The sequence below is a fragment of the Serratia sp. YC16 genome (genome assembly GCF_009707615.1).
Lineage (GTDB): Bacteria > Pseudomonadota > Gammaproteobacteria > Enterobacterales > Enterobacteriaceae > Serratia > Serratia surfactantfaciens.
Map to the genome: position 1 here is coordinate 1,348,986 of NZ_WLYN01000001.1, position 18,506 is coordinate 1,367,491.

General features: G+C 61.0%; 16 protein-coding genes. 1 reads left to right on the forward strand and 15 read right to left on the reverse strand.

What is annotated here, in order from left to right; genetic code table 11:
- Positions 1–4: 4 nt before the first annotated feature.
- From menH to GKN89_RS06340, 7 genes are all read right to left on the reverse strand, one after another.
- Positions 5–775, reverse strand: coding sequence for a 2-succinyl-6-hydroxy-2,4-cyclohexadiene-1-carboxylate synthase (gene menH / locus GKN89_RS06310; protein WP_154746559.1), 771 nt, complete (start codon positions 773–775; stop codon positions 5–7).
- Positions 772–2,448, reverse strand: coding sequence for a 2-succinyl-5-enolpyruvyl-6-hydroxy-3-cyclohexene-1-carboxylic-acid synthase (gene menD / locus GKN89_RS06315; protein WP_154746560.1), 1,677 nt, complete (start codon positions 2,446–2,448; stop codon positions 772–774). Before menD ends, menH begins: the two co-directional genes overlap by 4 nt.
- A gap of 388 nt (positions 2,449–2,836) precedes the next feature.
- Positions 2,837–3,148 (reverse strand): stress response protein ElaB, encoded by a 312-nt coding sequence (elaB, locus tag GKN89_RS06320; protein WP_025160172.1) that lies wholly within the window; start codon positions 3,146–3,148, stop codon positions 2,837–2,839.
- Positions 3,149–3,229: 81 nt separating this feature from the next.
- The gene (idnD, locus tag GKN89_RS06325; RefSeq protein ID WP_154746561.1) at positions 3,230–4,261 is read right to left on the reverse strand and encodes an L-idonate 5-dehydrogenase; all 1,032 of its coding nucleotides are present in this window, start codon (positions 4,259–4,261) and stop codon (positions 3,230–3,232) included.
- A 22-nt stretch (positions 4,262–4,283) separates the two neighbouring features.
- Complete coding sequence (gene idnO, locus GKN89_RS06330; RefSeq protein WP_154746562.1) at positions 4,284–5,048, reverse strand: gluconate 5-dehydrogenase; 765 nt, start codon at positions 5,046–5,048, stop codon at positions 4,284–4,286.
- A 239-nt stretch (positions 5,049–5,287) separates the two neighbouring features.
- Entirely contained in the window at positions 5,288–5,797 is a 510-nt protein-coding gene (locus GKN89_RS06335; protein WP_019453712.1) for a DUF1097 domain-containing protein, read from the reverse strand.
- A gap of 130 nt (positions 5,798–5,927) precedes the next feature.
- The gene (locus GKN89_RS06340) at positions 5,928–7,163 is read right to left on the reverse strand and encodes an MFS transporter (RefSeq protein ID WP_063919780.1); all 1,236 of its coding nucleotides are present in this window, start codon (positions 7,161–7,163) and stop codon (positions 5,928–5,930) included.
- Between the two features lie 271 nt (positions 7,164–7,434).
- On the opposite strand from GKN89_RS06340, the gene GKN89_RS06345 reads away from it, so the two are divergent.
- A complete protein-coding gene (locus GKN89_RS06345) occupies positions 7,435–8,310 on the forward strand; it encodes a LysR family transcriptional regulator (protein WP_154746563.1) in 876 nt (291 codons plus the stop codon).
- Positions 8,311–8,369: 59 nt separating this feature from the next.
- Here GKN89_RS06345 and nuoN read toward each other — a convergent pair whose 3' ends face one another.
- The 8 genes from nuoN to nuoG form a co-directional block, all read right to left on the reverse strand.
- The gene (nuoN, locus tag GKN89_RS06350; protein WP_004936000.1) at positions 8,370–9,827 is read right to left on the reverse strand and encodes an NADH-quinone oxidoreductase subunit NuoN; all 1,458 of its coding nucleotides are present in this window, start codon (positions 9,825–9,827) and stop codon (positions 8,370–8,372) included.
- A 6-nt stretch (positions 9,828–9,833) separates the two neighbouring features.
- The gene (gene nuoM / locus GKN89_RS06355; protein WP_025160171.1) at positions 9,834–11,363 is read right to left on the reverse strand and encodes an NADH-quinone oxidoreductase subunit M; all 1,530 of its coding nucleotides are present in this window, start codon (positions 11,361–11,363) and stop codon (positions 9,834–9,836) included.
- A 95-nt stretch (positions 11,364–11,458) separates the two neighbouring features.
- On the reverse strand, positions 11,459–13,306 hold the full coding sequence (gene nuoL, locus GKN89_RS06360) for an NADH-quinone oxidoreductase subunit L (RefSeq protein WP_019453716.1): 1,848 nt from the start codon (positions 13,304–13,306) through the stop codon (positions 11,459–11,461).
- Positions 13,303–13,605 carry an NADH-quinone oxidoreductase subunit NuoK gene (nuoK, locus tag GKN89_RS06365; RefSeq protein WP_004936014.1) on the reverse strand — a complete coding sequence of 101 codons (303 nt, stop codon included), beginning with the start codon at positions 13,603–13,605 and terminating at the stop codon, positions 13,303–13,305. The genes nuoL and nuoK overlap by 4 nt, the downstream gene beginning before the upstream one ends.
- Positions 13,602–14,159: an NADH-quinone oxidoreductase subunit J gene (nuoJ, locus tag GKN89_RS06370; RefSeq protein WP_019453717.1), complete on the reverse strand. Its 558-nt coding sequence runs from the start codon at positions 14,157–14,159 to the stop codon at positions 13,602–13,604. Before nuoJ ends, nuoK begins: the two co-directional genes overlap by 4 nt.
- Positions 14,160–14,172: 13 nt before the next feature.
- Positions 14,173–14,715 (reverse strand): NADH-quinone oxidoreductase subunit NuoI, encoded by a 543-nt coding sequence (nuoI, locus tag GKN89_RS06375; RefSeq protein WP_025160170.1) that lies wholly within the window; start codon positions 14,713–14,715, stop codon positions 14,173–14,175.
- Positions 14,716–14,729: 14 nt separating this feature from the next.
- Positions 14,730–15,707, reverse strand: a complete 978-nt coding sequence (gene nuoH / locus GKN89_RS06380) for an NADH-quinone oxidoreductase subunit NuoH (RefSeq protein WP_004936022.1) — start codon at positions 15,705–15,707, stop codon at positions 14,730–14,732.
- Positions 15,704–18,442 (reverse strand): NADH-quinone oxidoreductase subunit NuoG, encoded by a 2,739-nt coding sequence (gene nuoG / locus GKN89_RS06385; RefSeq protein ID WP_154746564.1) that lies wholly within the window; start codon positions 18,440–18,442, stop codon positions 15,704–15,706. Before nuoG ends, nuoH begins: the two co-directional genes overlap by 4 nt.
- Positions 18,443–18,506 lie beyond the last annotated feature (64 nt).

The following is an 18,506-nucleotide window of genomic DNA, read 5'->3' on the forward strand; positions in this document are numbered from 1 at the left end:
TCCTTTAACCAGGGTTAACGAGAAAGGTCTGCAGCGCGGCGACGAAATCTTGCGGATTAGCCAGATGCGCGTTGTGGCCGGCCTGCGGCACGATGCGCAACGGTAACCCGGCGTCGCGCGCCAGCCGTTGAAATTTGGGATCGTTTTCACCGCACAGCACCCGCAGCGGTACGGTCAGTTGGCTCAGCTGCGGCGCCAGGTAAGGTTGCCGCCCGAGCGACGTCGCTTCGAGCATATCGGCGATCGCCGGGCCGCTGTTGACCGAGCGCGCGCCGATCAGCGCCTGACGATGCACATGGCTAAGCTCTTTGAACACCGGCTGTTGATACCAGTCCGCCAGAACTTCGGCGATCGGCTCACTGCGAAAGCGCGCCGCCCACAGCGCATCCTGCTCGCAGCGATGGCGGCGATGTTCTACGTCCTCCAGCCCCGGATTGCCGCCCTCGACCAGCACGCCTTGCAGACCGTCGTGGCGGCCATGGCAGGCGTGATACATGGCGATGCGCCCGCCGAGCGAGTAGCCCACCAGCCAATAGCGTTCGATATTGCGTAGCTGCAGCGTGGCGGCGATCTGAGCGCTGATGTCGTCGAAGCCGCGACAGCTCACCGCCACGGAATCGCCGTGACCGGGCAGATCGATAGCCAGCGATGGCCATTCCGGGCAGCGCGCGGCGATCACCCGCCACTCATTGCTGTTGCCGAGCAGGCCGTGCAGCCACACCAGCCAAGGCCGGCCCGCTTCGCCCTGTTGTAAAACCCGCGTCGCCAGCATCATTGCACCGCCATCTGTTGCACCAGATATTGCAGGCTTTCGGCTCCTTCACTCGGCGGCACCTGCAGTTCGATAATCGTTGCGCCGCCGCGCCGCCAGCCTTGTTCAACCGCCTGTTGCAGTTGGCTCCAGTTCTCCGGCCGCGCGTACCCCAGTTGGAACATCGCCGCCGCGTGGCTGAACTCGACATTTTGCGGCATGCAGTAAAAGCGCTGCCGTTCCTCTTCCGGCGTCGGCAGCAGCGAGAAAATTTGGCCACCGTTATTGTTGACGACGATCAACACCGTCGGCGCAGAGCACTGACGCAGCAGCGCCAGCGCATTGAGGTCATACAAGGCGGAAAGATCGCCCACCACCGCCAGTGTCGGTTTGGCGGTGGCGCGCTGTACGCCGGCGGCGGTGGAGATCAGACCATCGATGCCGCTGGCGCCGCGGTTGCTGAACACCGGATAGGCAGCGGGCAATGGCGTTAGCGCGTCGATCAGCCGCACCACCAGGCTGTTGCCGAGGAACAGCTGGCCATTCTCCGGCAGCAGCTCCGACAGCCGATGCGCCAGTTGAGCCTCGCCAAAGCTATCGTGCAAACGCGCGGACGCGGCCGCCAGCGCCTGGCTCGCCAACGCGGTCAGCCCGGCGGCCCACGGTGTGCGCGGCTGCGCCGGATGTTGCGCCAACCATTGCGCCACGCTGGCGCGCAGGCGACGGCCGCGATGCTGGGCCGGATCGAGCCGCCCAGGCAACTCGTCGATCACCCAATACTCTTCCGGCCGGCACTGTGCCTGCCACTGCAGCACGCGCTTGCCGGTCAGGCTGCCGCCGAACTGCACCACCAGCTGCGCGTCTTTCAGCATGCGTTGGGCCTGTGGATGAGCGAGCCACAAGTCGGCGCAGGGCAGCGGTTGCCCAGTCTGCGACAGCGCGTCGCCGATCAGCGGCCAGCCCAGCGTCTCGGCCCAGTCGGCCAATCGCGCGCCCTCTTCCGCGCTCATGCGCCCGGCCAACACCACGCCGCGCTTTTGCCGCCAGAAGAACCAGTCCGGCTGCGGTGCCGGCGCCGCATGCGCCTCGCTTTCCCGCAGCCATGGCCGATCGCTCTGCCACCAGTCGCCCAATGCGGCGGACCAGTCAGCGTGGTTAAGCTCATCGCCGCCGTACAGCGGCTCGGCGAACGGACAGTTGATATGCAAAGCGCCGTGCTGCAAGCGCGCCATCGCGCTGTCGACGCTGGAGACCAGCCAGGCGGCCGGAATATCCGGCGTAGGACGCGGCAAATCAATCGCCAGCGTCGGATGGCTGCTGTAGAGGCCGTTCTGACGGATCGCCTGATTGGCGCCGCAATCGATCAGTTCCGGCGGCCGATCGGCGGTGAGAAACACCAGCCGCTCACCGGTCAGGCCGGCTTCGATCAAAGCCGGATAAAGGTTAGCCGCCGCGGTGCCGGAGGTGACGATCACCGCCACCGGTTCACGCGCGGCCTTCGCCAGCCCGAGCGCCAGATGGCCGAGCCCGCGCTCATCAAAATGGGTGTGGCAAACAAAAGAGGGGTTAGCCGCAGCGGCCAGCGTCAGCGGCGTGGAGCGCGATCCCGGAGCGATACAAACATGCCGCACCCCATGGCGGGCCAACGCCTCGAGCAGCACAGCCGCCCACCGGCGATTAAAAACACTTGTCGACATAGTTCGCTCACAAGTCAGTTAGCAGAGATCGTCTCCGGCGCAGCCGACGGGTGCCGCGCCTGTAGTTACGCTCTGTATTATATGAGGTGTTATTTTCACGGCTTTTGCGCCAGCGCAAGAACGCCGTATATCCCTGGGTGTTTACATCAGATAATTATTTGATTAAGAACAAAAAACAAACAATAAAGACACAGACACTTTACACTTGCAGCGACAATGCCTCAATCCATCCATACAAAAATCAGGGGAATAGCCTCTCTTTGGCGGCTAGCGGGAAGTATAGGCGGGATAAGGAAAAGCTATTGGAGAAACAGCGGGATGAAGCGTGTGAAAGAACACAGTCTGAAGAAAAAAACGAAGCGGCTTACCGCCGCCCCGCACACAGGATTTATTTTCGCGCCAGCAGCAACCCCAGCACCAACCCGACGGTGGCGCCGATGCCCACGCTGTGCCAGGGTTTATCCCGCACGTAGTCGTCGGTGCGGTGTACCGCCTCTTTGGCCCGCGCATAGTAGGATTCGCCGGTGTTCGCCCAGCGCGCCTTGACCTCACTCAGCGCCTGCTCGGCGTGCGACTTGATGTCGACGTAAGCCTGATCCGCGCGATCGCCGGTGTATTGCAGCACTTCTTCCAGCGTCTCGGTCAGCATTCTCAGATCGTCATCCAGCGTAGTTTGCTCAGCATCCGTATGTCTTGCCATAGTGAGATCTCCGTGGTTGAAAAATTAAGCGTTCCTACACTATAGACAAGGATCGCCGGACGCGGCCATCGGACTTTTACCCTAAAACACCAATTGCACCTTGGCGGCCTGGCGTTTATCGCCGGCAAACTCCAGCGCCTGCGCCAACTGCCCGCTGGCGAATTCGGCCGACAGCAGCGGCAGCGGATCGACCACGCCGTCGGCCAGCCACTCCACCGCCTGCGCGAACTCCGCCACGAAACGGAACGAACCGAGCAGGTTCAACTCCTTGGCGATCAACAACATCAATGGAAAATCGGGGAAGCTGCCACCCATGCCCACCTGCACCACGGTGCCTTTAGCGCGCGTGATCTCCAGGCAGCGCTGCAGCGACTGCGGATGCCCCGCCACTTCGAAGGCGACGTCGAAATAGCCTTTGTCTCGCAGATAATCGCTGAAATCGTCATCCGCGGCATGCAGGCACCGATCCGCGCCCATTTGAGCGGCAATCGCCAGGCAACGCGGGCTGAGATCGGCGCAGACTATCTCGGCGGCGCCCAGCGCCTTCAGCGCCGTCACCAGCAGACAGCCGATCGGGCCGACGCCGGACACAAAGACCTTTTTCCCGGCCACGCCGCCAGGCTGTTGCGCTGCGTGGATCGCCACCGCCAACGGTTCGGCGAACACCATCACCCTGTCATCGCGATCGGCGCCGTAGGGAATGCACTGCGCGCTGCTCACCACTTTATATTGGGTAAAAGCGCCGTCGACGTGCGGAAAATACATCGCGCTGCCGAAAAAACGCATCCCGACGCATTGATTGCTCTGCTCCGCCAGACAATATCTGCACTGCCCGCAGGGCTTACTGGGATTGAGCGCCACCTTCTGACCGACCGGCAGCTGCGGTGAATCGCTGGCGATCACCTCGCCGATCGCCTCATGGCCCAGCACCATTGGCTGACGCACCTGAAAATTGCCGACCTTACCTTCCTGGAAGTAATGCAGATCCGAACCGCAGATGCCGCCGCGACGGATTTTCACCAGCGTCCCCACCCCCTGGTACTCCACCTCTTGCGCAATCACCGCCACGTCGCGTTTGCCGTTCACCACGCAGGACTGGGTTTGAATTTTCATCTCATGCTCCACGGAAACAAGGTTACACCGCGGCGGACATGCCGCCATCGACAAACAGCAACTGCCCATTGACGAAGGCGGAAGCGTCAGCGGCCAGGAACACCGCCGCGCCGATCAGCTCCTGCGGATCGCCCCAGCGCGCGGCGGGCGTACGTTGGGTCAGCCAGGCGGTAAAGGCCGGATCGTCGGCCAGCGCCTGCGTCATCTCGGTTTTGAAATAGCCGGGGGCGATACCGTTGACCTGAATATTGTAACGCGCCAGTTCCACGCACATGCCGCGCGTCAGCATTTTCACCGCGCCCTTGGACGCCGCATAAGGCGTAATGGTGTCCCGCCCCAGTTCGCTCTGCATCGAGCCGATGTTGATTATTTTGCCGCGTCGACGCGGCACCATGTAGCGCGCTACGGTCTGCGACACGATAAACACCGCTTTCTGGTTGACGGCGATGATGTCGTCCCAGTCTTGCTCCGGGAACTCGGTGAATGGGTGGCGGCGCTGGATGCCGGCGTTGTTGATCAATACGTCTATCGCGCCGATGTCCGCTTCGATACGGTCGATAGCGGCATGCACCGCCTGAGAATCGGTGACGTCGAACGCCACCGCATCAGCGCGCAGCCCTTCGTCTCGCAGGCGTTCGGCCGCGTGGCGGGCATGCGCTTCGGTGGTGGCGTTGATCAGAATATGCGCGCCTTGCTGCGCCAGGCCACGCGCCAACAGAAAACCGATGCCGCGTGAAGCGCCGGTGATCAAAACGGTCTTGGTATCCAGTGAAAACAAATTGTTCATGATGATTCCCGGCCATCAGGCCTCCAATCGGACAGGCCTCTATCTCAGCCGATTGTTACCGGTAAAAACGTGATGGGAATCACTGAAAACCATGTTACGAAATCCTGTTACCCTTAACGTGATCTCACGCAATCCGCGAGGGAGGAATCAACACCTGTGCAATTGAAAATGGATAATTTTCAACAACATTACCGTTCTTGTTATCAGGGGATACGGTTGCACAGCGGCGCGGCTGACGCTCACTCGGCGACGCCGTTTGAGCCGGCATTTGCGCTGATTGACGGCTTGGCGCGGGCTTTTTCACTGCGCGCCGCCCACCACAGGCCGCTGTTTTTCATCGCATAGCCGAACAGCAGGCCCACCAGCAGGGACAGCGTCACCAGCGGCCAATCGCCGCCGCCGGCGAAGGTCGCACAGGCGCCGATAAAGGTACCGGGCACGAACCCCAGCCACTGCTGTTTGGCCTGAATGCACATCAGGAACGCCACGACGCCGGTCAGCAGATACCCCAGCAGACTCCACTGCGGCGCCAGTTCGCTGCCGTGGATGATCATCATCGCCCAAAAGACGCCGCTGCAACAGGTCAACGCGCCGATCAACAGCCCTTTCAGACCGCCCTGCGGGCAGGCGAAATACGCCGTGCAGCCGAGAAAACCGGCCCAGCTGATCAAGCCCAGACTGACGGCAACCCATCCCCACACGCCGGAAAGGATCCCGGTGGTGACGGCAATGGCGAAAAGAACGTTCATAAAGTGACCCGCGGCAAAAAGAAAGCGCGCAGTTTACCCGAAAACAGGCCAATTTATGCGACATAAATCACATCATAAATGTAATTAAAGAGTCGTTAATTATTAAAAATAGACATTCATCACAAAACAATTAACGAGGGAACCCGACACGAGTCGTCTTCCATGCCAGCAACAGGCACACCACAGAGCTCCCCAGGAACAGTAAATGGGTTGCCTGACGCAGATCGACGCGATCGACCACCACGCCCAACAAGATCGGTACCCAGTTGGCGATATAAGCGATAACGTAAAACAGAGAAAGCAAACGCGCATGGTTGGCCGGCGGCGAAATCAGGTTCACCAGCGTCGCGCTGCCGACGAAAATGGCGCCGTAAGCATAGCCGGCCACCACCAGCCCCGCCGCCGCCAGCCCCAGAGAGTGCCACTGAATCGCCATAGCGAACACCGCTGCCGCCAGCACCTGCGCCAGGCAACCGAACAGCAGCGAATGACGAGCGTTAACGCGGCGGCTCAGGATCTGGCTAATGCCGGCAATCAGCAGATAAACCGCAATCGCATAGCCAAAGACGCCCCGTTGGTGCATCCCCAGCAGCGTTTCCGCCACGCCAGGGCCGATAGCTAAAATACTGGCTGCCAGAGCCCAACAGATAAACAGCGCCCCGGCACAAACAAAGAATTTAGCGCCGGTGGCGCGCAGCCCCGCGAGCAATGCGCCTTTTTCTGCCGCCGCCGACGCAGAACGAACCGGCGCCGCGACCACACCGCGCGGCCACCACAGCATTACGCCCAGCGCAGCAATGGCGGCAATGGCCATGATAAGAACGAACGGCAGCGTCGTGGGATGAAAACCGGTTTGTAAGGCGATGCCGCTGAAGATCGGCCCCAGCGCCAACCCGGTAGTGAACGACAGCGTGGCGATCAGAGCCGCGTTTTTGCCGCCGTCGCGCGGCCCAAACCGCACCAGCGCGATGTTCGCCGCGCCGGTCAGCGCCCCGGTGCCTACCCCGGCCAGCAGCCGCGCCATGAGCATCATGGCGAAGGTATCGGCCCAGGCGAACAGCAACGCACCGCTCAACACCACCAGCAATGCCGGCACGATCATGCTGCGCAAGTCCTTCACCTTGCCGGCCAGATTGCCGACGCCGAACAGCGAGATCAACACGCCGGCGGCATAGGCGCCGTAAACGACCGTCAGACTGACGGAACTCAGCGCAAGCTGCTGCTGATACAACGGGTAAAGCGGCGTCGGAGCGCTGCTGTTCAGCAATGCCGACATCAACGCCAGCGCCAGGAACAGTAAAATGGCCGTGTGCGACGTCTGCATATTTTTCGGCGCCGCATCCTGAAGGGCGGTATTTTCTGACATGCTTCAACTCCCAAAATCGGCAGGCGGCGGCCTGCCATCGCCCGGTCAGCCCGGGAACGGCGCTTATCATAGCGTTACAGCAGCAGCCGAAGTATCGTCAAGAATGCATCAGGGTGATTCATTCTTGCATCACTGGAGAAATAACCGCCGATGGGCAAGCCGTTAACGTCTTTCTCTCCCTACAGGCTGGACAACGCTTTATGATGGAAACCGCTATCGTTCGCCCGGCCTGTGCTTTACAGCGCCGACCAACCCGCAAAAAGGAAATGGCATGATGAATTGGGACGACGCACGCTTCTTTTTGGCCGTCGCGCGCTGTGGCACGCTTCGCAAAGCCGCCAATCAGCTGCAGGTGGATCAGGCGACCGTAGGCCGCCGCATCTCCGCGCTGGAAAGTTCGTTGGGTTCGAAGCTGTTTATCCGCACGCCGAAATCCTTCTCCCTCAGCCCGCTGGGCGAATCCATGCTGGCGGACGTGATGAAGATGGAAAATGCGGTGCAGGCGATCGGCCGCAAAGCCACCAGCGGCGACGAAAGCCTGTGCGGCAACGTGCGCATCGCCACCACCGATACCCTGGCCGAAGCCTTCGTGATGCCGGCGCTGCAAGATCTGCGGCAACGCTATCCGGCCATCACCATCACGCTGTTGACGGCGCTGAACATCGCCGACATCTCTTATCACGGCGCGGACCTGGCGATCCGCGGTGCCCGCCCCGATGACGATGAGCTGATCATCAAGCGGCTGGCCACCATCGAGATGGGGCTGTACGCCAGCCGGCGCTACCTGGCGCAGCGCGGCATGCCGGCCAAAGGTGAGCAGCTGCGCGGGCACGATCTGCTGATGTTCCCGCGTGAACTGGTGCCGCGCCACTGGAGCGATTTCTGCGGTGAAACGCTGCACGCTCCCAACGTGGTGCTGCAATGCAATTCGCAGCTGATGTTGCGTTCCGCCGCCCGCAGCGGGCTGGGCATCGGCCTGCTCTCCGCGTTCCTGGCGGACAAAGACCCTGAGCTGGTGCGCCTGTTCCCGGAAAACAAAGACTGGGTGGATATCTGGCTGGTGCTGCATCCCGACATACAGCGCGCCGCCCGCGTGCGCGCGGTAGTGCAGGCGCTGGAAGCATCGTTTAGTGCTCATTACAGCTGAGTGCCGTTTCCCCATAAAAAAAGGTCGCCGAAGCGACCTTTTTGCCGTCTGAAGCGTTATCAGAACGTCGGCTGCGCCATCTGCACCAGCGAAATCAGCGGCTGCGGGTAGACGCCCAGCAGCAGCACCAGCGCGGCGGAGATCAGCACCACGACGCCGCCGGCGGTCAACGCCCAGTTGTTCGGGGTATCACGCTGCAGTGATTCCGGCGCGCTGAGGAACAGGCTGACGGTCACGCGCAGGTAGTAATACAGGCCGATGGCGCTGCCTACCACAACTGCGCCGGTCAGCCACCACAGGTGCGCGCTGACGCCCATCGCGATCACGAAGAACTTACCGATAAAGCCCAGCGTCATCGGGATACCGGCCAGCGACAGCATCATCACCGTCATCACCGCGGACAAGATTGGCTTATGCCAGAACAGGCCACGGTAAGAGAACAGCGAATCCGCATCCGGGCCGCGGTACGGGCTGGACATCAGGCTGACTACGCCGAAGGCGCCCAGGCTGCTGAACAGATAACCGGCCAGGTAAACGCCGGCGGTTTCCAGCGACAGCTGGTGGGTTTGCACCGCAATCAGCGCCACCAGCAGGTAGCCCAGGTGAGCGATGGACGAGTAGCCCAGCAGACGCTTGATGTTGGTCTGGCTGATAGCCATCAGGTTACCGAACAAGATAGAGCAGAACGCGATGATCGACAGCACCATGCGCAGCGCTTCGTTGTCGGCGGCCGGGGCATACAGGAACAGACGCATCACGACCGCGAAGATCGCGATCTTGCTGGCGGTCGCCAGGAAGGTCGAGACCGGCGCAGGCGCGCCCTGATACACGTCCGGCGTCCACAGTTGGAACGGCACCAGCGACAGCTTGAAGCCCAGACCGACGATCATCATGCCCATGCCGGCCAGGATCAGCGGCTGGTGCATCATGTTTTCCTGCAGGCTCTTGCCGAGGCCGGCCAGCGACAGATCGCCGGACTCGGCATACAGCAGCGCCATGCCGAACAGCAGGAACGACGAAGCGGCGGCGGACAGCAGCATGTATTTGATGGCGGCTTCCAACGGGCGCTTCTGGCGATAGGCGTAGCCCACCAGGCCGAACAGCGGCAGTGAGATAAGCTCAATGCCGATGAACAGCGAAGCCAGGTGGTTGGCGCTCGCCAGCAGGATGCCGCCCAGGGCGGCGATCAGCACCAGCAGGTAGAACTCTTCGCGGTTATCCGGATAGCCGACCAGCCACGGATAGGCGAAGGTGCAGGTCGCCAGACTCGCCAGCAGCACCAGCCCGGTGTAGAACATCGAGTAACCGTCAACCCGCAGCAGCGGGGTGACGTCCATTGGGCCTGCCTGGCCGACAAAGTACAGCGAAAGCAGCGCCAGGTTGAGACCGATCACGGTCAGGGTGGCGTTGATAAAGTGGTCGCGTCGCCACGCAATGCCTAGCATCACAACCACCACCGTCAATCCGACGATCAACAGCGGCAGCAGTGCGATCAGTTGTTGAGGAGTTATTGTCATGGCGAATTACGGCCTTGTTGTTGAAATTGCTGAAACTGACGAACCAAACCAGTGTTGCACGTTGCTCATCGCCGCGTTGGAAGTATCCAGAATCGGCTGCGGGTAAACCCCCAGCAGAACCAGCAACACCACCAGCAGCAGAATGATGAACAGCTCGCGCGCGGTCATGCCCTGCAGCGGCTGGTCAGATTTAGGCGCACCGTAATAAGCGCGCTGCATCATGATCAGCGAGTAAACCGAAGCGAACACCAGACCGAAGGTGGAGATCACGGTGATCACCGGCACCACCTGGTAGCTGCCGAACAGAATCATGAATTCGCCGACGAAGTTACCGGTGCCCGGCATCCCCAGCGTAGCCACGGCGAAGAACAGCGACAGCGCAGGGATGAACTTGATACGCCCCCACAGGCCGCCCATCTGACGCATGTCACGGGTATGCAGGCGCTCATACAGCTGGCCGCAGATGATAAACATACCGGCGGCAGACAGACCGTGCGCGATCATCTGGATCACGGCGCCCTGGTAAGCCAGCTGGCTGCCGGTGTAGATGGCGATCAGCACGAAGCCCATGTGCGAAACCGAGGTGTAGGCGATAAGACGCTTGATGTCGGTCTGCGCGAACGCCATCCAGGCACCGTAGAAGATGCCGACCACGCCCAGCCACATGGCGATTGGCGCGAACTCGTGCGAAGCCTCAGGGAACAGCGGCAGGCTGAAACGCAGCAGGCCGTAGGCCGCGGTTTTCAGCAAGATGCCCGCCAGGTCGACGGAACCTGCGGTCGGTGCCTGGCTGTGCGCGTCCGGCAACCAGCCGTGCAGTGGCACCACCGGCATTTTCACCGCGAAGGCGATGAAGAAGCCCAGCATCAACACATACTGCACATTGTGGGACATCGGCGTTTGCAGCAGGTCTTCGTAATCGAAGGTCCACACGCCGGTGGCGTTGTAGTGCACGAACACCAGGCCCAGGATCGCAATCAGCATCACCAGACCGCTGGCCTGGGTGTAGATGAAGAACTTGGTCGCCGCGGTGATACGGGTTTTACCGTCCGACGCCTTGTGGCCCCACAGTGCGATCAGGAAGTACATCGGCACCAACATCATTTCCCAGAAGAAGAAGAACAGGAACATGTCGATGGCGAGGAACACGCCGATAACGCCGCCCAGGATCCACAGCAGGTTGAGGTGGAAGAAGCCCTGATACTTCTGGATTTCACGCCAGGAACAGAGGATCGCCAGCACGCCCAGCAGACCGGTCAACACCACCATCAGCAGCGACAGACCGTCCAGCGCCAGGTGGATGGAGATGCCGAAGCGCGGGATCCACGGCAGCAGGAATTCGCTCTGCCACTGCGGAATGCCTTTCGGCGTGGTCAATGTATAGCCGCCCTGCATCCACAGCTGCAGAGAGAGCGCCAACGTCAGCCCCATTGCGATCAGCGCTATCCAGCGCGGCACCTTAGTACCGAAGCGCTCAAGCTGCCAGCACAGCAGACCGCCGATAAAGGGGATAAGAATTAGCCAAGGTAATAGCATGGCGTTTTGTGTCCCTTATACGAATAATTTCAAACTTTGTACGTAGCGCCTGCCCGGCGCTACGCCCGAAAAATGCGTCTGTTTAAATTATTCAATTAAACCAAAATCAACAGAGCCAATACGACCACTGCACCCACACCCATAGACGCTATATACCAACGCACCTGGCCGTTCTCGCTCACCGTCAGACCGCGGTTCCCCCAACGGGAGAAGACGGCCGGCAGGTTCATCAGCGAGTTCAGCGGATCGCGCTGCAGCAGCTTCGCAATGCCCAGGTACGGCTTGACGAACACTTTGTCATACAGCCAGTCGAAGCCCCAGGCATGGAACCACCAGGTCGAGAAGAAACGACCCGGCGCGCTGTTGGCGATGCTGTTGACCAGGCTGCGTTTGCCCAGCCACAGCGCGGCCGCCAGCAGAATGCCGACGATAGCCACCACGCCGGAGGTGATTTCCAGCGTCAGCACGCTGCCGTGCGCCAGTTCGGTCGTATCCGGCAGCACGCCCTGCAACGGCGGCACGATCATCGCGCCGACGAAGGTGGACAGCACCAGCAGAACCAACAGCGGCAGGTGGTGAGTGATGCCTTTACCGGCATGCGCTTTGATTTTCTCTTCGCCATGGAACACGATGAAAATCATACGGAAGGTGTACAGCGAGGTCATGAACGCACCGACCAGGCCGGCAACCATCAGGTTGATGTGGCCGTTGGCCATCGCGCCCGCCAGGATCTCGTCCTTACTGAAGAAGCCGGCCGTGACCAGCGGCAACGCAGACAGCGCCGCGCCACCCACCAGGAAGCAGACGTACACCAGCGGGATGCTCTTGCGCAGGCCGCCCATCTTGAAGATGTTTTGCTCGTGGTGGCAGGCCAGGATCACCGAACCGGACGACAGGAACAGCAGCGCCTTGAAGAACGCGTGGGTCATCAGGTGGAAGATCGCCGCGTCCCATGCCTGCACGCCCAGCGCCAGGAACATGTAACCGATTTGGCTCATGGTGGAGTAAGCGAGCACGCGCTTGATGTCGGTCTGCACCAGCGCGGCGAAGCCGGCCAGCAGCAGAGTGACCGCACCGACGATGCCCACCAGGTGCAGCACTTCCGGCGCCATCAGGAACAGGCCGTGCGTGCGGGCGATCAGGTAGACACCCGCGGTCACCATGGTCGCCGCGTGGATCAGTGCGGAAACCGGGGTTGGGCCCGCCATCGCGTCCGCCAGCCAGGTTTGCAACGGCAGCTGCGCCGATTTACCGACCGCGCCGCCCAGCAGCATCAGCGTCGCCCAGGTGATGGCGGTATCGCCCACCGCCAGTTTCTGCGGCGCCAGGATCATCAGCTCGCGGATGTTCAGCGTGCCCAGCTCGTTGTAGAGGATGAACAGCGCGAACGCCAGGAACACGTCGCCCACGCGGGTGACGATGAAAGCTTTCATCGCCGCCGCGCCGTTGGCCGGATCTTTGTAGTAGAAACCGATCAACAGGTAGCTGCACAGGCCCACGCCTTCCCAACCCAGATACATCAGCAACAGGTTGTCCGCCAGCACCAGGACCACCATGCTGGCGATAAACAGGTTAGTGTAGGCGAAGAAGCGCGAATAGCCCTCTTCACCGCGCATGTACCAGGAAGCGAACATGTGGATGAAGAAGCCGACGCCGGTAACCACCGACAGCATGGTCAGCGACAGGCCGTCCAGCACCAGGGTCACGCCGATATTGAAGTTGCCGACGGCCATCCAGGTCCACAGGCTTTGTTCGAACAGCTGCACGCCGGCGGCTTTCTGGGCGAAGAAATCCATCGCCACATACACCGTGACCAGCGCAGCCAGGCCGATAGAGCCCACGCCGACGGTGGCCGCCGTGTTCTCAGACCAACGACCGCGGGAAAATGCCAACAGCAGGAACCCGATCAGCGGTAGCAGAATTGTTAAATATAATAGGTTCATCCGCGCATCTCACTGACAGTATCAATATTCAGGGTATGACGACGACGGTAGAGCTGCAGCAGCAGCGCCAGGCCGATACTGGCCTCGGCTGCCGCCAGGCTGATCGCCAGGATGTACATCACCTGCCCGTCCGCCTGGCCCCAGTAGCTTCCCGCCACGATAAACGCCAACGCCGCAGCGTTGATCATCACTTCCAGGCTGATCAGCATAAACAGCAGGTTGCGGCGCACCAGCAGCCCGGTCAGCCCGAGCACGAACAGGATAGCCGCCAGGATCAGGCCGTGTTGAAGAGGGATCATGCTTGCTCCTCCGATTTTCTTCTCGCCATTTCGCCACTCGCCGGCGCGTTGCTCAGCACCTCGCCAGGCTTGTGTTCGCGGCCGATATGGAAGGCGACAACCAGACCCGCCAACAGCAGCATTGAAGCCAGCTCAACCGCCAATACGTAAGGACCGAACAGGCTGATGCCCACCGCCTTCGCGTCGACCATCTCACCGCTGATACCCTGATCGGATACGCTGCGAATAGCGACAATCAGCACCACCAGCAACGCCAGCGACAACAGGCCAGGCCCGATCCACACCGTCGGCTTCATCCAGTCGCGCTCTTGCTGCTGCACGTTGCCAAGGTTCAGCATCATCACCACGAATACGAACAGCACCATGATGGCGCCCGCATAAACGATGATTTCCAACGCGGCGGCAAAGTAGGCGCCGAGCGAGAAGAAGACTGCCGAGATCGCCAATAACGAGACGATCAGATACAGCAGCGCATGCACAGGGTTGGTATGGGTGATCACGCGAATCGTCGCGGCCACCGCAATCAAACCTGCCAGGTAAAATGCAATTTCCATGCTTGCTGGCTCCTTAGGGCAACAGACCTTTGACGTCGATCGGTTTGGCTTCGTTTTCGGCTTCGCCTTTGGCTTTGCCGTCAATCGCCATACCGGCCATCCGGTAGAAGTTATATTCCGGATATTTACCCGGCCCCGAGATCAACAGATCTTCTTTTTCGTACACCAGATCCTGACGCTTGTACTCACCCAATTCGAAATCCGGCGTCAGCTGGATAGCGGTGGTCGGGCAAGCCTCTTCGCACAGGCCGCAGAAGATGCAGCGCGAGAAGTTGATGCGGAAGAACTCCGGATACCAACGGCCGTCTTTCTGTTCTGCTTTTTGCAGCGAGATACAGCCGACCGGGCAGGCAACCGCACACAGGTTACAGGCAACGCAGCGCTCTTCGCCGTCCGGATCGCGCGTCAGCACGATGCGGCCGCGGTAGCGTGGCGGCAGGTAAACCGGTTCTTCCGGATACATCTGGGTTTCGCGCTTGGCGAAGGCATGCATGCCAATCATCCAAATGCTGCGCACCTGGGTGCCGAAACCAACCACTAACTCTTTCAATGTCATGGTTTATTCACCCCTTATTGAGCGTTGTACAAAATGACCGCGGCGGTCGCCAGCAGGTTCAGCAGCGTCAGCGGCAGACATACTTTCCAGCCGAAGGACATCACCTGGTCATAACGCGGACGCGGCAGCGCGGCGCGGATCAAGATGAACATCATCATGAAGAAGGCCGTTTTCAACGCGAACCAGATGAATGGCGGCAGGAACGGACCCTGCCAACCGCCGAAGAACAACGTCACAATCAGGGCGGACACCGTAACGATACCGATGTATTCCCCCACGAAGAACAGACCGAACTTCATGCCGGAATATTCGATGTGGTAACCGTCGGCCAGTTCCTGCTCGGCTTCCGGCTGGTCAAACGGGTGACGGTGACACACCGCCACGCCGGCGATCGCGAAGGTCACGAAGCCGAAGAACTGCGGAATGACGTTCCAGACATGCGCCTGGGATTCAACGATGGCCTGCATGTTGAACGAATCCGCCTGCATTACCACGCCCATCAGCGACAGGCCGATGAACACTTCGTAGCTCAGGGTTTGCGCGGAGGCGCGCATCGCGCCCAACAGCGAGTATTTGTTGTTGCTCGACCATCCGGCGAACAGCACGGCGTACACCGCCAGGCCGGCCATCATCAGGAAGAACAGAATACCGATGTTGAGATCGGACACCGCCCAAGTCGGACTGACCGGAACGATGGCAAATGCCAGCAACAGGGAAGTAAAGGCGATCATCGGCGCCAGGGTGAAGATCACCCGGTCGGAGAATCTCGGCACCCAGTCTTCCTTGAAGAACATTTTGATCATGTCGGCGACCAGCTGCAGCGAGCCGCCCCAGCCTACGCGGTTCGGTCCGTAGCGGTTCTGGAACAGGCCGAGCAGACGGCGTTCGCCGAAGCTCATGAATGCCCCGCACGCCACGACCACCAACAGGATCACAACCGCTTTAAGAATGGCGATCAGAATGTCGATCACCTCAGGGGTAAACCAGCTCATCGTGCCGCCTCCCGCAGATTGTCTACCTTAGCACCCACCAAGATCGGCGGGATCCCTGGCAAGCCGAGCGGCAAACCAACCTGGCCCTGGGTCAGGGTTTCACTCAGACGCACCGGCAGACGCAGGGTCTGGCCCGCGCAGCTGAACTCCACCAGGCTGCCCGCGTTGACGCCAAGCGTCGCCGCATCGGCCGGGTTGACCATCACGTAGGCTTCCGGCATGCGCTGCTGGATCACGTGAGAGCGCTGCGACATTTCGTCGCTGCCGAACAGGTGGTAGTAAGGCGCGACACGCCAGCCGTCGACCGGATTGAACGCGGCAGGCACGCGGTCGAAGTAACCGAGGCTGCCCTCCCCCGCTTCGATCAGGCGCACGCCCGGATCGCCGTGGCGCAGTTTGCCGCCCACTTCGGCCTGGAATTTGTTCCATGCCTGCGGTGAGTTCCAGCCTGGCGCCCAGGCGAACGGGATCTGCTGACGATCGGCCAGCGGGCTGTTATTCCCTTCCATCGAGAAGGCGAACATGGTGTCTTTATCCTGCGGCTGACGCGGCTCGTGCACGCTGATGTTGGCGCGCATGGCGGTACGGCCGCTGGAACGGTGCGGCGAACGCGCCAGCTTCTGACCGCGAATGCGGAAAGTCGCGTCTGGCGCGGCGTCGACGATGCCCTGCAGCTGCGGCAACGCGGCGACGCAAGCGGCGATCACGTCATCGAGCTGAGTCCAGTCCACGTGGCGGCTGGTGTAGGTGGAGTGCAGCGAGTGCATCCAGCGCCAGCTTTCCAGCATCACGGTGAACTGATTCTTCTTGGCGTCGTCGTAGTAAGCCGGATCGTATACCTGGAAGAAGCGCTGCGCGCGGCCTTCCTGGTTGATCAGCGTGCCGTCGCTCTCGGCGAAGCTGGCCGAAGAGAGGATCAGGTTGGCTTTGTCCATGATCGCGGTGCGCTGATGGTCGGCGACGATCAGGTTATTGACCTTGGCCAACGCTGCGTCCACCTGCGCCGCCGGCGCATGGCGATAGAGATCGTTTTCCATCACGATGGCGGTGTCGGCTGCGCCGCTCGCCAGCTGTTCCAGCGCCTGATCGAGCGAACCGCCGCCGATCATCGCCAGGCCCATGCTGTTGGCTGCGCCCGCCACGAAGGTGATGCCGACATCTGAACCGCGGCCCTTCAACGCTTTGGCGATGTTGGCCGCCGCTTCGATGATGGCTTCGCTGCCGGCGTTGCTGCCGGTCACGATCAGCGGTTTGCGTGCGCCGGTCAGCGCCTGCACGATGATATCGACTTTCTTGTTCAGGCCTTCAGCCAGATCGTTCACCGCCGGCGCGGCGTTATCCAGCGCGTGAGCGACGGCGAAGCCGAAGCGCGCCTGCTCGTCTACCGGCGCGCGGTAGTTCCAGGCGGCGATGTCATCCAGACGGGTGTTATCGACGTTGGTGGTGAACAACGGATACTTGGCGTGTTGGCCGATATTCTGCACCGCCGCGATCTGCCAGTCGGCCACGCGTTGCGCCGCTGCCATCGCGCGGGCTTTACCCTTGACGGCCTGACGCACGGACAGCGCGATACGCGCGCCGGTTTGCGTCAGGTCTTCGCCCAACACCAGCACCGCGTCGTAATCTTCGATCTCACGCAGCGCCGGCGTATGAACGCCGCCGTTCTTCAGCACGTTCAGCATCAGCGCCAGACGTGATTGCTCCGCCTGAGCGATACCGGTGTAGTAGTTCTCTGCGCCAACCAGCTCGCGCAGTGCGAAGTTGCTTTCCAGGCTGGCGCGCGGGGAGCCGATGCCGATGGTTTTCTTCGCCTGGCGCAGGATGTCCGCCGCACCCTGCATCGCCTGCTCGGCGTTCAGGGTGATCCAGTCGTCGCCGCGCAGCTGCTGCGGTTGACGCGGACGATCTTTCTGGTTGACGTAGCCGTAGCCGAAACGGCCGCGGTCGCACAGGAAGTAGTGGTTCACGCTGCCGTTGTAACGGTTTTCGATACGACGCAGCTCGCCATAGCGCTCGCCCGGGCTGGTGTTACAGCCGATGCTGCACTGCTGGCAAATGCTCGGCGCGAACTGCATGTCCCATTTACGGTTGTAGCGCTCGGAGTGCGTTTTGTCGGTGAATACGCCGGTCGGGCACACTTCCACCAGGTTGCCGGAGAACTCGCTTTCCAGCGTGCCGCTTTCCGGGCGACCGAAGTAGACGTTGTCGTGTGCGCCGTACACGCCGAAGTCGGTGCCGTCCGCATAGTCTTTGTAGTAACGCACGCAGCGGTAGCAGGCGATGCAGCGGTTCATCTCGTGCGAGATAAACGGCCCCAGCTCCTGGTTGTTGTGGGTGCGCTTGGTGAAGCGGTAGCGACGGAAGCTGTGGCCGGTCATTACCGTCATATCCTGCAGGTGACAGTTACCGCCTTCTTCACACACCGGGCAATCGTGCGGGTGGTTGGTCATCAACCACTCGACCACGCTTTCACGGAACTGCTTCGCTTCGCCGTCATCGATAGAGATGAAGGTGCCATCGGATGCCGGGGTCATACAGGACATCACCAAACGGCCGCGCGTATCTTCCGCGTTTTGGTATTGCTTTACCGCACATTGGCGGCAAGCGCCGACGCTTCCCAGCGCCGGATGCCAGCAAAAGTAAGGAATATCGAGGCCAAGGGAGAGACAAGCCTGCAGCAGGTTGTCCGCTCCGTCTACCTCATACTCTTTGCCGTCTACATGAATCGTAGCCATAGTCAGCATGCTTCCAAGTGGCCTGCCTTGCGGCAGGCGTTAATCAAAAATTCTGGCCGTGTTC

Excerpts from the sequence above, each read along its gene's own strand:
- menH (WP_154746559.1), bottom strand. The coding sequence starts at position 775 with ATGATGCTGGCGACGCGGGTTTTACAACAGGGCGAAGCGGGCCGGCCT.
- menD (WP_154746560.1), bottom strand. The coding sequence starts at position 2,448 with ATGTCGACAAGTGTTTTTAATCGCCGGTGGGCGGCTGTGCTGCTCGAG.
- elaB (WP_025160172.1), bottom strand. The coding sequence starts at position 3,148 with ATGGCAAGACATACGGATGCTGAGCAAACTACGCTGGATGACGATCTG.
- idnD (WP_154746561.1), bottom strand. The coding sequence starts at position 4,261 with ATGAAAATTCAAACCCAGTCCTGCGTGGTGAACGGCAAACGCGACGTG.
- idnO (WP_154746562.1), bottom strand. The coding sequence starts at position 5,048 with ATGAACAATTTGTTTTCACTGGATACCAAGACCGTTTTGATCACCGGC.
- GKN89_RS06335 (WP_019453712.1), bottom strand. The coding sequence starts at position 5,797 with ATGAACGTTCTTTTCGCCATTGCCGTCACCACCGGGATCCTTTCCGGC.
- GKN89_RS06340 (WP_063919780.1), bottom strand. The coding sequence starts at position 7,163 with ATGTCAGAAAATACCGCCCTTCAGGATGCGGCGCCGAAAAATATGCAG.
- GKN89_RS06345 (WP_154746563.1), top strand. The coding sequence starts at position 7,435 with ATGATGAATTGGGACGACGCACGCTTCTTTTTGGCCGTCGCGCGCTGT.
- nuoN (WP_004936000.1), bottom strand. The coding sequence starts at position 9,827 with ATGACAATAACTCCTCAACAACTGATCGCACTGCTGCCGCTGTTGATC.
- nuoM (WP_025160171.1), bottom strand. The coding sequence starts at position 11,363 with ATGCTATTACCTTGGCTAATTCTTATCCCCTTTATCGGCGGTCTGCTG.
- nuoL (WP_019453716.1), bottom strand. The coding sequence starts at position 13,306 with ATGAACCTATTATATTTAACAATTCTGCTACCGCTGATCGGGTTCCTG.
- nuoK (WP_004936014.1), bottom strand. The coding sequence starts at position 13,605 with ATGATCCCTCTTCAACACGGCCTGATCCTGGCGGCTATCCTGTTCGTG.
- nuoJ (WP_019453717.1), bottom strand. The coding sequence starts at position 14,159 with ATGGAAATTGCATTTTACCTGGCAGGTTTGATTGCGGTGGCCGCGACG.
- nuoI (WP_025160170.1), bottom strand. The coding sequence starts at position 14,715 with ATGACATTGAAAGAGTTAGTGGTTGGTTTCGGCACCCAGGTGCGCAGC.
- nuoH (WP_004936022.1), bottom strand. The coding sequence starts at position 15,707 with ATGAGCTGGTTTACCCCTGAGGTGATCGACATTCTGATCGCCATTCTT.
- nuoG (WP_154746564.1), bottom strand. The coding sequence starts at position 18,442 with ATGGCTACGATTCATGTAGACGGCAAAGAGTATGAGGTAGACGGAGCG.